This window comes from Streptomyces seoulensis (assembly GCF_004328625.1).
In the GTDB taxonomy this organism is placed as follows: Bacteria; Actinomycetota; Actinomycetes; order Streptomycetales; family Streptomycetaceae; genus Streptomyces; species Streptomyces seoulensis.
The window spans coordinates 5,288,581-5,303,673 of sequence record NZ_CP032229.1; the positions used below are offsets into that span (position 1 = coordinate 5,288,581).

General features: G+C 71.8%; 13 protein-coding genes and 1 pseudogene. 13 read left to right on the forward strand and 1 reads right to left on the reverse strand.

What is annotated here, in order from left to right; all coding sequences use genetic code 11:
- The first annotated feature begins 168 nt into the window (after positions 1–168).
- The 8 genes from pnuC (at position 169) to D0Z67_RS24305 (ending at position 9,582) form a co-directional block, all read left to right on the forward strand.
- Positions 169–831, forward strand: a complete 663-nt coding sequence (gene pnuC, locus D0Z67_RS24270) for a nicotinamide riboside transporter PnuC (protein WP_031183789.1) — start codon at positions 169–171, stop codon at positions 829–831.
- Positions 828–1,940 (forward strand): AAA family ATPase, encoded by a 1,113-nt coding sequence (locus tag D0Z67_RS24275; protein WP_031183790.1) that lies wholly within the window; start codon positions 828–830, stop codon positions 1,938–1,940. The genes pnuC and D0Z67_RS24275 overlap by 4 nt, the downstream gene beginning before the upstream one ends.
- Before the next feature lie 261 nt (positions 1,941–2,201).
- On the forward strand, positions 2,202–3,518 hold the full coding sequence (locus tag D0Z67_RS24280) for an ABC transporter substrate-binding protein (protein ID WP_031183791.1): 1,317 nt from the start codon (positions 2,202–2,204) through the stop codon (positions 3,516–3,518).
- 5 nt (positions 3,519–3,523) lie between these two features.
- Positions 3,524–4,507 (forward strand): carbohydrate ABC transporter permease, encoded by a 984-nt coding sequence (locus tag D0Z67_RS24285; protein WP_031183792.1) that lies wholly within the window; start codon positions 3,524–3,526, stop codon positions 4,505–4,507.
- 10 nt (positions 4,508–4,517) lie between these two features.
- Complete coding sequence (locus tag D0Z67_RS24290) at positions 4,518–5,357, forward strand: carbohydrate ABC transporter permease (protein ID WP_031183793.1); 840 nt, start codon at positions 4,518–4,520, stop codon at positions 5,355–5,357.
- A 29-nt stretch (positions 5,358–5,386) separates the two neighbouring features.
- Positions 5,387–6,751: a GH1 family beta-glucosidase gene (locus D0Z67_RS24295; protein WP_031183794.1), complete on the forward strand. Its 1,365-nt coding sequence runs from the start codon at positions 5,387–5,389 to the stop codon at positions 6,749–6,751.
- 121 nt (positions 6,752–6,872) lie between these two features.
- Positions 6,873–8,753 (forward strand): discoidin domain-containing protein, encoded by a 1,881-nt coding sequence (locus tag D0Z67_RS24300; RefSeq protein ID WP_031183795.1) that lies wholly within the window; start codon positions 6,873–6,875, stop codon positions 8,751–8,753.
- Positions 8,754–8,817: 64 nt separating this feature from the next.
- Positions 8,818–9,582, forward strand: a complete 765-nt coding sequence (locus D0Z67_RS24305) for an SAM-dependent methyltransferase (protein WP_382849950.1) — start codon at positions 8,818–8,820, stop codon at positions 9,580–9,582.
- Between the two features lie 2 nt (positions 9,583–9,584).
- Here D0Z67_RS24305 and D0Z67_RS24310 read toward each other — a convergent pair whose 3' ends face one another.
- A complete protein-coding gene (locus D0Z67_RS24310; protein ID WP_031183797.1) occupies positions 9,585–10,373 on the reverse strand; it encodes a CDP-alcohol phosphatidyltransferase family protein in 789 nt (262 codons plus the stop codon).
- Between the two features lie 107 nt (positions 10,374–10,480).
- Between D0Z67_RS24310 and D0Z67_RS24315 the strand changes: the two genes are divergently transcribed.
- The 5 genes and pseudogenes from D0Z67_RS24315 to D0Z67_RS30250 form a co-directional block, all read left to right on the forward strand.
- Entirely contained in the window at positions 10,481–11,464 is a 984-nt protein-coding gene (locus tag D0Z67_RS24315) for a zinc-dependent alcohol dehydrogenase (protein ID WP_031183798.1), read from the forward strand.
- Positions 11,465–11,580: 116 nt separating this feature from the next.
- Complete coding sequence (locus D0Z67_RS24320) at positions 11,581–11,979, forward strand: 6-pyruvoyl trahydropterin synthase family protein (protein WP_031183799.1); 399 nt, start codon at positions 11,581–11,583, stop codon at positions 11,977–11,979.
- Positions 11,976–13,175: a glycosyltransferase family 4 protein gene (locus D0Z67_RS24325; protein ID WP_031183800.1), complete on the forward strand. Its 1,200-nt coding sequence runs from the start codon at positions 11,976–11,978 to the stop codon at positions 13,173–13,175. Before D0Z67_RS24320 ends, D0Z67_RS24325 begins: the two co-directional genes overlap by 4 nt.
- The gene (locus D0Z67_RS24330; RefSeq protein ID WP_031183801.1) at positions 13,172–14,146 is read left to right on the forward strand and encodes a class I SAM-dependent methyltransferase; all 975 of its coding nucleotides are present in this window, start codon (positions 13,172–13,174) and stop codon (positions 14,144–14,146) included. Before D0Z67_RS24325 ends, D0Z67_RS24330 begins: the two co-directional genes overlap by 4 nt.
- Positions 14,146–15,060 (forward strand): annotated as a pseudogene (locus D0Z67_RS30250) (lysylphosphatidylglycerol synthase transmembrane domain-containing protein); the annotation flags it as partial. The gene D0Z67_RS24330 and the pseudogene D0Z67_RS30250, both read left to right, overlap by 1 nt.
- Positions 15,061–15,093 lie beyond the last annotated feature (33 nt).

Below are 15,093 nucleotides of genomic sequence, written 5' to 3' on the forward strand. Positions count from 1 at the left end.
GCGGAGCGTTGACAACCGACGACAACGCCGCAGACGTGCGTGCCACGCCCCGCGACGCCGGCATGATCCAAACGACAGGCCCTGGGCCCATGGCCGCGCCGTAACCGCGTTGTGGATCGCACCCCTCCTTGTTATCGTCAGTTCGACGTTAACGGGAGGGGTGGGGGCATGGTTGTCGCGGATGTGCTGGGTAGGCTGGTCGCGCCCTTGAATCGGCCGTTGTTCGAGCTGGGGCAGGACGCGGTCACGTGGGCCGAGTTGCTCGGGTTCGCCACCGGGGCGGTGTGCGTGTGGCTGTGTGTGCGGGCCAGTGTGTGGAACTTTCCGGTGGGGATCGCCAACAACCTGTTCTTCCTGGTGTTGTTCTGGAGTGCCCGGCTGTACGCGGACGCCTCGCTCCAGGTGGTCTACCTGGGGCTCGCCGCCTACGGCTGGCTGCTCTGGCTGCGGGGCGGGGAGCGGCGCACGCGTCGGCGCATGGGGCGCGCCTCCCGGACCGAACTGTGCGCTCTGCTGGCCCTGTTGGTGCCGGTCACCTGGGGCCTGACCCTGCTGCTGGCCCGCGCGCACGACTCCGCGCCCTTCTGGGACGCCCTGACCACCGCACTCTCGCTGGCCGCGCAGTGGCTGCTCAACGCCAAGCAGATCGAGAACTGGTACTTCTGGATCGCCGCCGACCTCGTCTACATCCCGCTGTACTTCAGCAAGGGGCTGGACCTCACCGGCATCGTCTACGTGCTCTTCCTGGCGATGTGCGTGGCCGGGTGGCGTTCCTGGCGGCGGGAGTTGGCGACCGATGTGACCAAGGCCGGCCAGGCGGTGGCCGCGTGAGCGCCCGCTTCGCCCACGGGCTGGTGATCGGCAAGTTCTACCCGCCGCACTCCGGCCACCACTTCCTGATCCGCTCCGCCGCCGACGCCTGCGACGCCGTCACGGTCGTCGTGATGGCGGCCGGCCAGGAGTCGATCCCGCTGGCGGAGCGCGTCGCCTGGATACGCGAGCACTGGGCCGACGATCCGCACGTCGCGGTCGTCGGTGTCGTGGACGACCTGCCGGTCGACTACGAGAGCGAGGTGGCCTGGGAGGGGCATGTCGCCCTGATGCGCGAGGCCCTGGCCCAGAGCCCGCACGCGCCCGCCGTCGACGCGGTGTTCAGCTCCGAGCCCTACGGCACCGAACTCGCCCGCCGCTTCGACGCCGCCCCCGTGCTGCTGGACCTCGACCGGGGCACCTTCGCGGTCTCGGGTACGAAGGTCCGGGCGGACCCCGTCGCCCACTGGGCGGAGATCGAGCCGCCGGTCCGGGCGTGGCTGGCCCGCAGGGTCGTCGTGGTCGGCGCGGAGTCGACCGGCACCACCACCCTCTCCCGCGACCTCGCCACCGCCCTGCGCACCCGGGGCGGCCCGCACGCGCTCACCCGCTGGGTGCCGGAGTACGGCCGCGAGCTGACCGTCGCCAAGCTGGCCCGCGCCCGCGCGCTGGCCGCCCCCGGCCTGCCCCGGCCCACCGTGGCGGACCTCGACTGGGACGACGCCGACTTCGAACTCGTCGCCCGCCGCCAGAACCGCACCGAACAGCAGGCCGCCCGTACCGGTGGCCCGGTGCTCGTGTGTGACACCGACGCCCTGGCCACCACGATCTGGCAGGAGCGCTACCGCGGCCGCACCACCACCCCCGTCCGGGACCTCGCACGCGCCGTGCCTCCACGCACCCTCTACCTGCTCACCTCCGACAAGGACGTCCCCTTCGACGACGACGGCCTCCGCGACGGCGAACACCTGCGCGGCTGGATGACCGACCGCTTCCGCGAAACCCTCACCACCTCCGGCACCCCCTGGCAGGAACTCCACGGCGACCGCACCACCCGTCTCACCGCCGCCCTCACAGCGGTGGACCGCCTCTTGACCGACGGCTGGCACCTGACGGACCCCCTCGGCTGAGCCGCTCAGCAGGGCGACGGCATCCAGGTGCCGAAGTCCGTACCCGAGCGGCCGATTTGGCCGATTCCTCCCCTGACGGCCGCCCCGCCGGCGGCACGCCGGTCGGCGGCGACGTTCCAGAACGCGAGACCCGCTCACTTCCCCGTGCCGCATCCCTTGACGCACCCCCCTCCGGAGGATTAACTCACGTCCTAAATTAAGCCCTGAGGAGCCCACGCGGGTTTCGGGGTTTCTCTCTCCCGGAAAGGGACCGCTGGAGTCATGCGCAGCATCCGAGCCGCGGCCACAGGCGCCGTCGTCATGTCTCTCGCCCTCGCGGCCACGGCGTGCGGAGGAGGTACGGACAGTGGGGACGGAGCCGGCGGCTCGTCCAAGACGCTCACCTACTGGGCCTCCAACCAGGGCGCCAGCGTCGCCGTGGACAAGCAGGTGCTCCAGCCCGAGCTGGACAAGTTCGAGCAGCAGAGCGGCATCAAGGTCAAGGTCGAAGTCGTGCCCTGGTCCGACCTGCTCAACCGCATCCTCACCGCCACCACCTCCGGCCAGGGCCCGGACGTGCTCAACATCGGCAACACCTGGAGCGCCTCCCTCCAGGCTACCGGCGCGCTGCTGCCCTGGGACGCCAAGAACTTCGGCAAGATCGGCGGACGGGACCGCTTCGTCGACCCCGCGCTCGGCTCCACCGGCGCCGAGGGCAAGGACCCGGCCGCCGTACCGCTGTACTCGATGTCGTACGCCCTCTACTACAACAAGCAGATCTTCGCCGACGCCGGGATAGACGGGCCCCCGGCCACCTGGGACGAACTCGTCGCGGACGGCGCCAAGATCAGGGCCAAGGGCAAGTCCGTGCTCGGCGCCGAGGGCTCGAACCTCTCCGAGAACATCCACCACGTCTTCGTCTTCGCCAAGCAGCACGACGCCGACTTCTTCTCCGCCGACGGCAAGCCCGACTTCACCAACCCCAAGGTGGTCGACGCCGTCAAGCAGTACGTCGACCTCATGGCCAAGGACAAGGTCATCCCGCCGGGCAACGCCGAGTACGCGCAGAACCAGTCCGTCAGCGACTTCGCCAAGGGCAAGCAGGCCATGCTGCTCTGGCAGTCCGCCGCCGCCAACCTCAAGTCCCAGGGCATGAAGGAAGACGCCTACGGTGTCGCCCCCGTACCCGTCCAGAAGGGTGCCCCCGGGCAGGGCGCCCAGGTCAACTCGATGGCCGCGGGCATCAACATCGCCGTCTTCAAGGACAGCCACAACCTCGACGGCGCCACCGAGTTCGTGAAGTTCATGACCAGCGACGCCGAGCAGAAGATCCTCAACAAGGCGTACAGCTCCATCCCGCCGGTCAAGGCCGCGCAGGCCGACGCCGCGTTCGACGGGCCGTCCACCGCCGTGCTGAAGGACACCCTGGCTAAGAGTGCCGCCGCGCTGCCCCAGGTCGCCACCGAGTCGCAGTTCGAGACGGCCGTCGGCACCGCGGTGAAGGACCTGTTCGCCGACGCCGCCGCCGGACGCGCGGTCACCACCGCCTCCGTCAAGGCCAAGCTGGAGAAGGCCCAGCAGCAGATGCCGGCGGCCTGACGTCCATGACCTCCACCGTTCTCAAGGAACCGGTGCGCGAGGACACCCCCGGTGCGGCGCGAGACCCGCGCCGCACCGGGCGGTCCCGCCGCACCGCGCTCCCGTACCTGCTCCTGCTGCCCGCCCTGGTCTTCGAACTCCTCGTGCATCTGGTCCCGATGGTCATCGGCACCCTGATGAGCTTCCGGTCCATCACCCGCTTCACGCTGCGGGACTGGAGCAACGCCCCCTGGACCGGCCTGCGCAACTACCGCGTGGCCGTGGACTTCGACGCCCCGGCCGGCGAGGCGCTGCTGCGCTCCTTCGCCGTCACCGTCGGCTTCACCCTGCTCTCGGTCGCCCTGTGCTGGGTGCTCGGAACCGCCGCCGCGATCTTCATGCAGGACACCTTCCGGGGCCGCGGCATCCTGCGCGCCCTGTTCCTGGTGCCGTACGCGCTGCCCGTCTACGCGGCCGTCATCACCTGGGTGTTCATGTTCCAGCACGACAACGGCCTGGTGAACCACGTCCTGCACGACCAGCTGCACCTCACCGACAAGCCGTCCTTCTGGCTCATCGGCGACAACAGCTTCTACGCCCTGCTCACCGTCTCGGTGTGGAAGGGCTGGCCGTTCGCCTTCCTCATCGTGATGGCCGGCCTGCAGAACATCCCGCGCGAACTCTACGAAGCCGCCGCCCTGGACGGCGCCGGGATGTGGCAGCAGATCCGCCGCATCACCCTGCCGTCGCTGCGCCCGGTCAACCAGGTACTGGTCCTGGTGCTGTTTCTCTGGACGTTCAACGACTTCAACACGCCCTACGTCCTGTTCGGCCGGGCCGCACCCGAGGCCGCCGACCTGATCTCCGTGCACATCTATCAAACCACCTTCCTCACCTGGGACTTCGGCACCGGCTCCGCCATGTCCGTCCTGCTGCTGCTCTTCCTGCTGGCCGTGACCGGCGGATACCTGCTGTTCACCTCACGCGGAAGGAGGGCCGGAAATGGCTGACTCGTCGCCCATGGCGCCGCCCCGCTCGTTCCTGTGGTCCCGCCGGATCTTCCTCACCCTGCTCACCGGCTTCGTGCTGCTGCCCGTCTACGTGATGGTCTCCAGCTCGCTCAAGCCGCTCGCCGACGTCACCGACAAGTTCCGCTGGCTGCCCAGCCGGTTGACGATCCGGCCGTACATCGACATCTGGTCCACCGTGCCACTCGCCCGGTACTTCGTGAACTCGCTGATCGTCGCGGGCTCGGCCACCATCTGCTCGGTCGTCATCGCCGTCTTCGCGGCCTACGCGGTCAGCCGGTACGACTTCCGGGGCAAGCGCGTCTTCACGGTCACCGTGCTGTCCACCCAGATGTTCCCCGGCATCCTCTTCCTGCTCCCGCTGTTCCTGATCTACATCAACATCGGCAACGCCACCGGGATCGCCCTGTTCGGCTCGCGCGCCGGGCTGATCCTGACGTACCTGACCTTCTCGCTGCCGTTCTCGATCTGGATGCTGATCGGGTACTTCGACTCGGTGCCGCGCGACCTCGACGAGGCGGCGCTGGTGGACGGCTGCGGGCCGCTCGGCGCGCTGTTCCGGGTGGTCGTGCCGGCCGCGGTGCCCGGCATCGTCGCCGTCGCCGTCTACGCCTTCATGACCGCGTGGGGAGAAGTCCTCTTCGCGTCCGTGATGACCAACGACACCACCCGCACCCTCGCCGTCGGACTCCAGGGGTATTCCACCCTCTACGACGTCTACTGGAACCAGATCATGGCCGCCTCGCTCGTGGTGAGCGTGCCCGTGGTCGCCGGGTTCCTGCTGCTCCAGCGCTATCTCGTCACCGGACTGACGGCGGGCGCCGTCAAGTGACCGACTCCCCGCACCTCGAAGGGACTTCCATGTCCGACCCCATCGACCTCGCCGCCTTCCCGGATAACTTCCGCTGGGGCACGGCCACTTCGGCGTACCAGATCGAGGGCGCCGTCGACGAGGACGGCCGCTCGCCGTCGATCTGGGACACCTTCTCGCACACCCCCGGCAAGATCGACGGCGACGACAACGGCGACACCGCCTGCGACCACTACCACCGCTGGCGCGACGACCTCGGCCTGATGCGCCAACTCGGCGTCGACATGTACCGGTTGTCCGTCGCCTGGCCGCGCGTGATGCCCGGCGGCGACGGCCCGGTCAACCCCAAGGGGCTGGCCTTCTACGACGAGTTGACCGACGCCCTGCTGGAGGCGGGCATCACCCCCTCCGTCACCCTCTACCACTGGGACCTGCCGCAGGTGCTCCAGGACCGGGGCGGCTGGCCGGAGCGGGACACCGCCGAGCACTTCGCCGCGTACGCCTCGGCCGTCGCCGAACGCCTCGGCGACCGCGTCACCCACTGGGCCACCCTCAACGAGCCGCTCTGCTCCGCCTGGATCGGCCACCTCGAAGGCAAGATGGCCCCCGGCTGGACCGACCTCACCGCGGCCGTCCGCGCCTCCTACCACCTGCTCCTCGGCCACGGTCTCGCCACCCAGGCGATCCGCGCCGCCGCGCCCGACGCCGAGATCGGCATCGTCACCAACCTCTCCACCGTGCACGCCGCCACCGACAGCCCCGAGGACGTGGCCGCCGCGCACCGCCAGGACGGCCACGTCAACCGCTGGTGGCTCGACCCGGTGCACGGCCGCGGCTTCCCCGCCGACATGGTCGAGGTGTACGGGGTGGAACTGCCGGAGAAGCCGGGCGACTTGGAGACCATCGCCACCCCGCTGGACTGGCTGGGCCTCAACTACTACATGCCGGCCCATGTCGCCGACGACCCCGACGGGCCTGCCCCCTACGCCCGTTCCGTGCGCCGTGAGGGCGTACCCCGTACTGGCATGGACTGGGAGATCGACGCGAGCGGCATCGAGACGCTGCTGCTGCGCCTCACCGAGGAGTACGGCGCCCGCAGCATCTACGTCACCGAGAACGGCTCGTCGTTCCCCGACCGGGTCGGCCCGGACGGCACCGTCGACGACCCCGAGCGCCGGGCCTACCTGGAGAGCCACCTCGCCGCCTGCGCCTCCGCCGTCGCCAAGGGCGCCCCGCTCGCGGGCTACTTCGCCTGGTCCCTGATGGACAACTTCGAGTGGGCGTACGGCTACGACAAGCGCTTCGGCCTCTTCCACGTCGACTACGCGACCCAGGCCCGCACGATCAAGGCCAGCGGACGCCGGTACGCGGAGATCATCGACACCCACCGCAAGCTCGGGCGCCGCGCCGCCTGACCCCCTCCGGGGCGGGCGCGCTCATCCCGCGTCCGCCCCCCGCCTTCCATGTGACACGCACCAGGCACCGAACTGTCCAGGCACCCCGCACCGCCGACAGATCCTTCCGAGGAGAGCCGCCATGCCGTCACGCACCCCCCGCACCCTGCTCACCGCCCTCGCCGCCGTAGCCCTGCTCGCCGGGACCACGGCCCTGACCGCCCCCGCCACCGCCGCGCCGGCCGCCGTGGCCGCCACCTGGGACACCGACCGCGCCGCCACCGCCTACGCCGCCAACCCCGCCGCCGTCACCGCCTCCGGCAGCGAGAACGCCGGCACCGCCGCCGCGCTCGCCTTCGACGGCAACGGCAGCACCCGCTGGTCCAGCAACTTTGCCGACGACGCCTGGGTACGCGTCGACCTCGGCAGCGTGATCCGCGTCGACCGCGTGGTCCTCGACTGGGAGGCCGCGTACGGCAAGAGATACGTGCTGGAGGTCTCCCGCAACGGCACCGACTGGACGCCGTTCTACACCGAGACCGCGGGCACCGGCGGCTCCGTCACCGCGCACACCTACCCGCAGGAGGTGACCGGCCGCTACGTCCGGATGCGCGGCCTCGAACGGGCCACGCCGTACGGGTACTCGCTGTACTCCTTCAAGGTCTACGGCGGTGAGCCCGCGGCCGCGTCCACCACCCGCACCAACCTCGCGCTCAACCACCCCGCGTACTCCAACCTCTACCAACACGCGGGCAACTCACCGGCATTCGTCACCGACGGCGGCTGGCCCGCCAACCTCAAGGGCGACAGCACCCGTTGGTCCAGCGACTGGAACGCCGACCGCTGGGTCTCCGTCGACCTCGGTGCCAGCTCCACGATCTCCTCCGTCGACCTCTACTGGGAGTCGGCCTACGCCGTCGACTACCTGCTCCAGGTATCCGACGACAACCGCACCTGGCGCACGGTGTACCAGCCGTCCGCCGCCGAGGTCTCGGCCCGCCGCGCCAACGTCCAGGCACCCGGCGACGCGGCCGGACTGCACGACACGGTCACCCTCCCGACCCCCGCCACCGGCCGCTACGTCCGCATGCTCGGCAAGGAACGCCGCTCCTTCTACAACCCGGCGCCCTACACCGCCCAATTCGGTTACAGCCTCTACGAGTTCCAGGTCTGGGGCACCGGCGGCAGCGCCTCGGCCGCGTACCCGGCGCTGCCCGGCGAGCAGTCCGGCAGCTACCAGACCACGTTCTTCGACGACTTCACCGGCACGGCTCTCGACCGCTCCAAGTGGCGTGTGGTGCGCACCGGTTCCGAGATGGGGTCGGTCAACGGGGAATCCCAGGCGTACGTCGACTCCACCGACAACATCCGTACCGAGAACGGGGAGTTGATCCTCCGGGCGAAGTACTGCAAGGGCTGCACCAAGGCGGGCGGCGGCACCTACGACTTCACCTCCGGCCGCATCGACACCAACACCAAGTTCGACTTCAGCTACGGCAAGGTCAGCGCCCGGATGAAGCTGCCGGTCGGCGACGGGTTCTGGCCCGCCTTCTGGCTGCTGGGCAGCAACGTGGACGACCCGTCCGTCTCCTGGCCCGCGTCCGGCGAGACCGACATCATGGAGAACATCGGCTACGGCGACTGGACCAGCTCCGCACTGCACGGGCCCGGTTACTCGGCGGACGGCAACATCGGCGCCCGCCAGACCTACCCGAACGGCGGCCGCGCCGACCAGTGGCACACGTACTCCGTGGAGTGGACGCCGACCGCGATGCGGTTCTACGTCGACGACCGGCTCGTCCAGGAGACCACCCGCAACAAGCTGGAGTCGACGCGCGGGAAGTGGGTGTTCGACCACAACCAGTACGTCATCCTCAACCTCGCGCTGGGCGGCGCCTACCCGGCCGGCTGGAACCAGGTCACCTCGCCGTACTGGGGGCTGCCGCAGTCCAGCGTGGACCGGATCGCCGGCGGGGGAGTGCAGGCGGAGGTGGACTGGGTGCGCGTGGAACAGAAGCGGTAGCCGATCGGCGGATACCCTTTCTGCGCAGGCCGGTTCCGTGATCCCGCGCATGGAGGAGTGTCCCGTGCAGATCGACACCAGCAAGCCCCATCCCGCCCGCGTCTACGACTGGCTGCTGGGCGGGAAGGACAACTATCCGGTGGACCAGCGGATAGGGGAGACGCTGCCCGAGCAGTCCCGGCGCAGCGCCGCCCGCAACCGGGAGTTCATGCACCGCGCCGCCGCGTGGCTGGCGGCGCGGGGCATCGACCAGTTCCTCGACATCGGCACCGGCATCCCGACCGAGCCGAACCTGCACCAGATCGTCCAGGCGATCCGCCCGGAGTCCCGCGTGGTCTACGTCGACAACGACCCCATCGTGCTGCGCCACGCCGAGGCACTCCTGGTCAGCACCCCGGAGGGCGCCACCGACTACATCCACGCCGACGTACGCCAGCCGGAAGCGATCCTCGCCCACGCCGGCCAACGCCTCGACTTCGAACGCCCCGTGGCCCTCTCCCTCATCGCCCTCATGCACTTCCTCCCCGACACCGAGAACCCCCACGCCCTCACCCGCACCCTCCTCTCCGCCCTCCCCTCCGGCAGCTACCTCGTCCTCTCCCACGGCACCGCCGACCAACACCCCGACCTCCGCCAACAGGTCGAAGACGCCTACAAAAAGGGCACCATCCCCCTCCGCATGCGCACCCGCTCCGAGGTAGAACCCTTCTTCGCGGGCCTCGACCTGGCCGACCCCGGCCTGGTCTTCGCCACAGAGTGGTACCAGGAGGAACCCGCACCGGTGCAGGAGCGGAGCGGGTTCTATGTGGGGGTGGCGCGGGTTCCCTAGGCTCAGCGGACGGCCAGTTCCAGCACCGCGGTCGGTGCGGCGGGCGTCTCCTGGGGCTGGACCTCCGGCGTGAAGGCGGTCGCCCGCCCGTGCCGCCACAGCCACACCACATCCCGTCCGAACGACCACACCAGTGACCCCAACGCCAGCAGGACCACGGTGAGTTCCGCCGGGTGGGGGAGGAGGGACGAGCCTGCTGTCAGGAGGGCTATGCCCTGGAGCGCGGCGACGGTCTTGCGGGCGAAGGACGGGGGGAGGGGGGCGTTCAGCCAGGGGGCGAAGTGGGCGGCGGCCACGAAGGCGTAGCGCATGGCGCCGATGAGGAGGACCCAGGGGCCCAGAAGCGTGGAGACGTAGACGCTGAGGACCAGGATGAGGAACGCGTCCACCTCCATGTCGAAGCGGGCGCCGAGCGTGCTGGAGGTGCCGGTGCGGCGGGCCACCTTGCCGTCGACGCCGTCCAGGAGGAGGGCGACGGCCGTGAGGCCGACCAGGAGGGTGACCGGGGGCGCGCTCTGGAAGGAGTCCGCGACCAGCGCGGTGACCCCGCCGACCAGGGTGGCCCGGCCGAGGGTGACCCGGTTCGCCGGGCCGAAGGAGCGCAGCGCGGAGCGGTGCAGGGCGCGCGAGAGGACCGCCCAGGTGGCGAACGCGAAGGCGAGCCCCGACAGCCAGCCGGCCACCCCCAAGCCGATGGCCGTGCCGAGCAGGGCGAGCAGCAGGATCTGTACGCCCGCTCCCACGGCCGTCTCCTGCTGAAGCCTCGCGTCATACGTGTTGTTCAGGGCCACCGCGCATCCTCCGGCCGAGTGACAGAGTCGATCAAGGCCGCGTACTGTGCGCGGCCTGTGCCCTTCTCGGTACGTGAGCAAGTTCCCGATCGTTCAGGAGGATGCCGATGAACCCCGCCGCCCGCGCGTTCTGGCTCAGGTCACCCGGCCACGGCGAGCTGCGCGACGTCACCCTCCCGGAACCCGCCGGGGACGAGGTCCTGGTGCGTGCCCTGTACTCCGGGGTCAGCCGCGGCACCGAGACCCTGGTGTTCCGCGGCGGCGTCCCGGAGAGCCAACACGACGTGATGCGCGCGCCGTTCCAGGAGGGCGACTTCCCGGCCCCGGTGAAGTACGGCTATCTGAGCGTCGGCGTGGTCGAGCGGGGTCCCGATGCGCTGATCGGGCGTACGGTCTTCTGTCTCCATCCGCACCAGAGCCGTTACGTCGTTCCGGCGAGCGCCGTGACCGTCGTACCCGACCGGGTGCCCGCCGCGCGGGCCGTGCTCGCCGGGACCGTGGAGACCGCCGTGAACGCTCTGTGGGACGCGGCGCCGCAGATCGGGGACCGGATCAGCGTGGTCGGCGGCGGGATGGTCGGCTGCTCGGTCGCCGCCCTGCTCGCCCGCTTCCCCGGCATCCGGCTCCAGCTCGTCGACGCCGACCCCGCCCGCGCCGAGACCGCCAAGGCCCTCGGTGTCGACTTCGCCACCCCCGAAGAGGCCGCCGGCGAGCGTGACCTCGTCATCCACGCCAGCGCCACCGAGCAGGGCCTCGCCCGCGCCCTGGAACTCCTCGCCCCCGAGGGCACCGTCGTCGAGCTGAGCTGGTACGGCGACCGGCGCGTCACCCTGCCGCTCGGCGAAGCCTTCCACTCCCGCCGGCTCACCCTCCGCGCCAGCCAGGTCGGCACCGTCTCCCCGTCGGCCCGCCCCGGCCGGGGCTACGCCGAGCGGATGGCCCTCGCCCTGGACCTGCTCGCCGACCCGGCGCTGGACGCGCTCATCACCGGCGAGAGCGGCTTCGACGAACTCCCGGAGCTGATGCCCCGCCTGACGAGCGGCGAGATCCCCGCCCTGTGCCACCGCATCCGCTATCCCGACCCGGCCTGACCTGAGAAAAGGGTGAGAGAGGGCTGAACACGGGGAAGTCAGGAGCCGTACTAGTCGGCAACCCCGGACCGAAACCTCCGGGGGAACCAGACGCGCCGCACCTGGAGGGTCGTCCGTTGTTCAGCATCACCGTCCGCGATCACATCATGATCGCCCACAGCTTCCGCGGCGACGTGTTCGGACCCGCGCAGCGCCTGCACGGCGCCACGTTCCTGGTGGACGCCACCTTCCGCCGTGAGCAGTTGGACGAGGACAACATCGTGGTCGACATCGGCCTCGCCACGCGCGAACTCGGTGCCATCACGGCCGAGTTGAACTACCGCAACCTGGACGAGAACCCCGAGTTCGCCGGGGTCAACACCTCCACCGAGTTCCTGGCCAAGGTCGTCGCCGACCGGCTCGCCGAGCGCATCGCCAAGGGCGCGCTCGGCGAGGGCGCGAAGGGCCTGTCCGCGCTCTCGGTGACCCTGCACGAGTCCCACATCGCCTGGGCGAGTTACGAGCGTGACCTGTGAGCGACCTGACCGTGGACCGGGCCCGGCTCGCCTACGTGCCCGCACAGCCCCTCGCCGCCAAGAACACCAAGAACACCGCCAACTTCGGGATCATCCCCATGTCGCTGCGCACCGTGCACTTCGTGATGCCGGGCGGCGTCGACGACCCGGCCGCGCCCAGCGGCGGCAACGCCTACGACCGCCGGGTCTGCCTGGACCTGCCCGGCTTCGGCTGGCAGGTCGTCCGGCACGCCGCCCCCGGCGCCTGGCCGGACCCGGACGCCGACGCCCGCGAGTCGCTCGCCCGCACCCTCGCGGGCATGCCCGACGACACCGTGGTCCTGCTGGACGGCCTGGTCGCCTGCGGGGTGCCCGAGATCGTCGTCCCCGAGGCCGAACGGCTGCGGATCGCGGTCCTCGTCCATCTGCCGCTCGGTGACGAGACCGGCCTGGACCCGGCCGTCGCCGCCGACCTCGACGCCCGCGAACGCGCCGTGCTGCGCGCGGTGCCCGCCACCATCGCCACCAGCGACTGGGCCGTACGCCGTCTGGTCTCGCACCACGGCCTGGCCCCCGACCGTGTCCACCTCGCCGCCCCCGGCGCCGACATCGCGCCGCTCGCGCCCGGCACCGACGGCATCTCGCACCTGGTGTGCGTCGCCGCCGTCACCCCGCGCAAGGGCCAGCACCGCCTGGTCGAGGCCCTCGCGGCGGTACGGGACCTGCCCTGGACCTGCTCGCTGGTCGGCGGCCTCGGCACCGACCCCGAGTACGTGGCGGCCCTGCGCGCCCAGATCGAGGGGTACGGCCTGGCCGACCGGCTGCGTCTGACCGGCCCCCGCACCGGAGCCGACCTCGACGCCAGCTACGCCGCCGCCGACCTCATGGTGCTCACCTCCTACGCCGAGACCTACGGCATGGCGGTCACCGAGGCGCTCGCGCGCGGCATCCCGGTCGTCGCCACCGACGTGGGCGGGCTGCCCGAGGCGGTCGGCCGCGCCCCCGACGGCGGGGTGCCCGGCATCCTCGTCCCGCCGGAGGACCCCGCCGCCATCGCCGCCGAACTGCGCGGCTGGTTCGGCGAGCCCGACGTGCGCCGCCGCCTCAAGGCCGCAGCGCGCGGCCGGCGCAGCGCGCTGGCCGGCTGGGCCGCCACCGCCCGCAGCCTCGCCGGGGTCCTCGGCAGGCTCCCCGGCGCCCCCAGGAGGGCCGCATGACCGACACAGCCGCCGCACAGGAGGAGCACCGGGTGAACGACGGCACCGAGCCCACCGGCCCCTCCGACGTCATCGCCGGCGCCGGTCCCGTGGGCCGTCCCGGCGAGCGGGCCACCGTACGGCTGCGCGAGGGGGAGGCCGACGAGGCGCCCCGGTACGCGCCCGAGTGGCTCCAGCTCCGGGAACCGGCCGACGCCGACGCGCGGGCGATGGGCCTGCTGGAGCCGCTGGCCAAGCGGTTCAGCGAACTCCCGCCGCGGGAAGGCGGGTTGGTCATCCACGACCTGGGCTGCGGCACCGGCTCGATGGGCCGCTGGCTGGCCGCCCGGCTGGACGGTGCCCAGCACTGGGTGCTGCACGACCGGGACCCGTACCTGCTGCACTTCGCGGCCGTGGCCTCCCCGCGCGTCGCCGCCGACGGCAGCCGGGTCACCGTCGAGACCCGGCGCGGCGACGTCGCCCGGCTCACCCCGGACGCGCTGTCCGGTGCCTCGCTGGTGACCGCGTCCGCGCTGCTGGACGTGCTCACCCGGCCCGAGATCGAGACACTGGCCGCCGCCTGCGCGGGCGCGGGCAGCCCCGCCCTGCTGACCCTGTCGGTCGCCGGGCGCGTCGAGTTCGCCTCCCCCGACCCGCTCGACACCGACCTGGCGGAGGCGTTCAACGCCCACCAGCGCCGGGGCGGCCTGCTCGGCCCGGACGCGGTCACGGCGGCCGGCGAGGCGTTCGCCGGACACGGCGCGTCCGTACGGGTGCACCCGAGCCCCTGGCGGCTCGGCCCGGAGCACGCGGCGCTCACCGCGCAGTGGCTGCGCGGCTGGGTCGGCGCGGCCGTCGAGGAACGGCCCGCCCTGCGGACCCGCGCCGAGGACTACCTGCGCGACCGGCTGGCCGCGTGCGAGGCGGGCGAGCTGGAGGTCGTGGTGCACCACAGCGACCTGCTGGCCGTGCCCCGGCCGGTGGAGGCGTGATGACCGGGCGGACGGGCGAGGCGGTCGCGGAGGCCCGCGACACCGGCCTCCCGGAGCCGGCCCGGCCGCCCGGCACCTCCGAGGGAAACGTCACTGCGCGCCGCCGGCTGCGCACCCACGTCGGCACGTTCGCCGGCGTCGCCATCCTCGGTGTGCTGCTGTGGCGGCTCGGCACCGGGCCCCTGGTCGACGGGCTGCGCCGGATCGACACGGCCACCGTGCTCGCGGCGCTCGGGATCGGCGCCGTCACCACCGTGTTCAGCGCCTGGCGCTGGCAGCTGACGGCGCGCGGCCTCGGCATCCGGCTGCCGCTGGGGCCCGCTGTCGCCGACTACTACCGGGCGCTGTTCCTCAACGCGGCCCTGCCCGGTGGTGTCCTCGGCGACGTGCACCGGGCGGTACGGCACGGACAGAGCGCCGGGGACATCCGGCGCGCCGTCAAGGCGGTCGTGCTGGAGCGGGTGGCGGGGCAACTGGCGCTCGCGGTCTGCGGAGCCGCGCTGCTGCTGACCCTGCCGTCCCCGGTCCGCGAGGACCTGCGGACCGTCGCGGTGCCGGTGGTGCTCGCCGGGGCGGGCGCGCTCGCGGTCGTCGTCGCGGTCCGTATGAACCGGGCGCCCGGCCGGCGTACCGGCTCGCTGCCGGGGAGCGGGCTGCTGCGGGAGGCGCGGCAGGGGCTGCTGTCGAAGGAGAGCGGGCCCGGGGTCGCGCTGTCCTCGGTGGCCGTCCTCGCCGGGCACCTCGGGATGTTCGTCGTCGCGGCCCGGGTCGCGGGCAGCGGGGCACCGGTCGCGGTACTGCTGCCGCTCGCGGTGCTCGCCCTCGTCGCCATGGGAGTGCCGCTCAACGTGGGCGGCTTCGGCCCCCGCGAGGGCGTCACCGCCTGGGCGTTCGCCGCCGCCGGACTCGGCGCGAGCAGCGGCGTCGCCGTCGCCGTGGTGTACGGC

Excerpts from the sequence above, each read along its gene's own strand:
- D0Z67_RS24290 (WP_031183793.1), top strand. The coding sequence starts at position 4,518 with ATGGCGCCGCCCCGCTCGTTCCTGTGGTCCCGCCGGATCTTCCTCACC.
- D0Z67_RS24300 (WP_031183795.1), top strand. The coding sequence starts at position 6,873 with ATGCCGTCACGCACCCCCCGCACCCTGCTCACCGCCCTCGCCGCCGTA.
- D0Z67_RS24280 (WP_031183791.1), top strand. The coding sequence starts at position 2,202 with ATGCGCAGCATCCGAGCCGCGGCCACAGGCGCCGTCGTCATGTCTCTC.
- D0Z67_RS24285 (WP_031183792.1), top strand. The coding sequence starts at position 3,524 with ATGACCTCCACCGTTCTCAAGGAACCGGTGCGCGAGGACACCCCCGGT.
- D0Z67_RS24295 (WP_031183794.1), top strand. The coding sequence starts at position 5,387 with ATGTCCGACCCCATCGACCTCGCCGCCTTCCCGGATAACTTCCGCTGG.
- D0Z67_RS24315 (WP_031183798.1), top strand. The coding sequence starts at position 10,481 with ATGAACCCCGCCGCCCGCGCGTTCTGGCTCAGGTCACCCGGCCACGGC.
- pnuC (WP_031183789.1), top strand. The coding sequence starts at position 169 with ATGGTTGTCGCGGATGTGCTGGGTAGGCTGGTCGCGCCCTTGAATCGG.
- D0Z67_RS24330 (WP_031183801.1), top strand. The coding sequence starts at position 13,172 with ATGACCGACACAGCCGCCGCACAGGAGGAGCACCGGGTGAACGACGGC.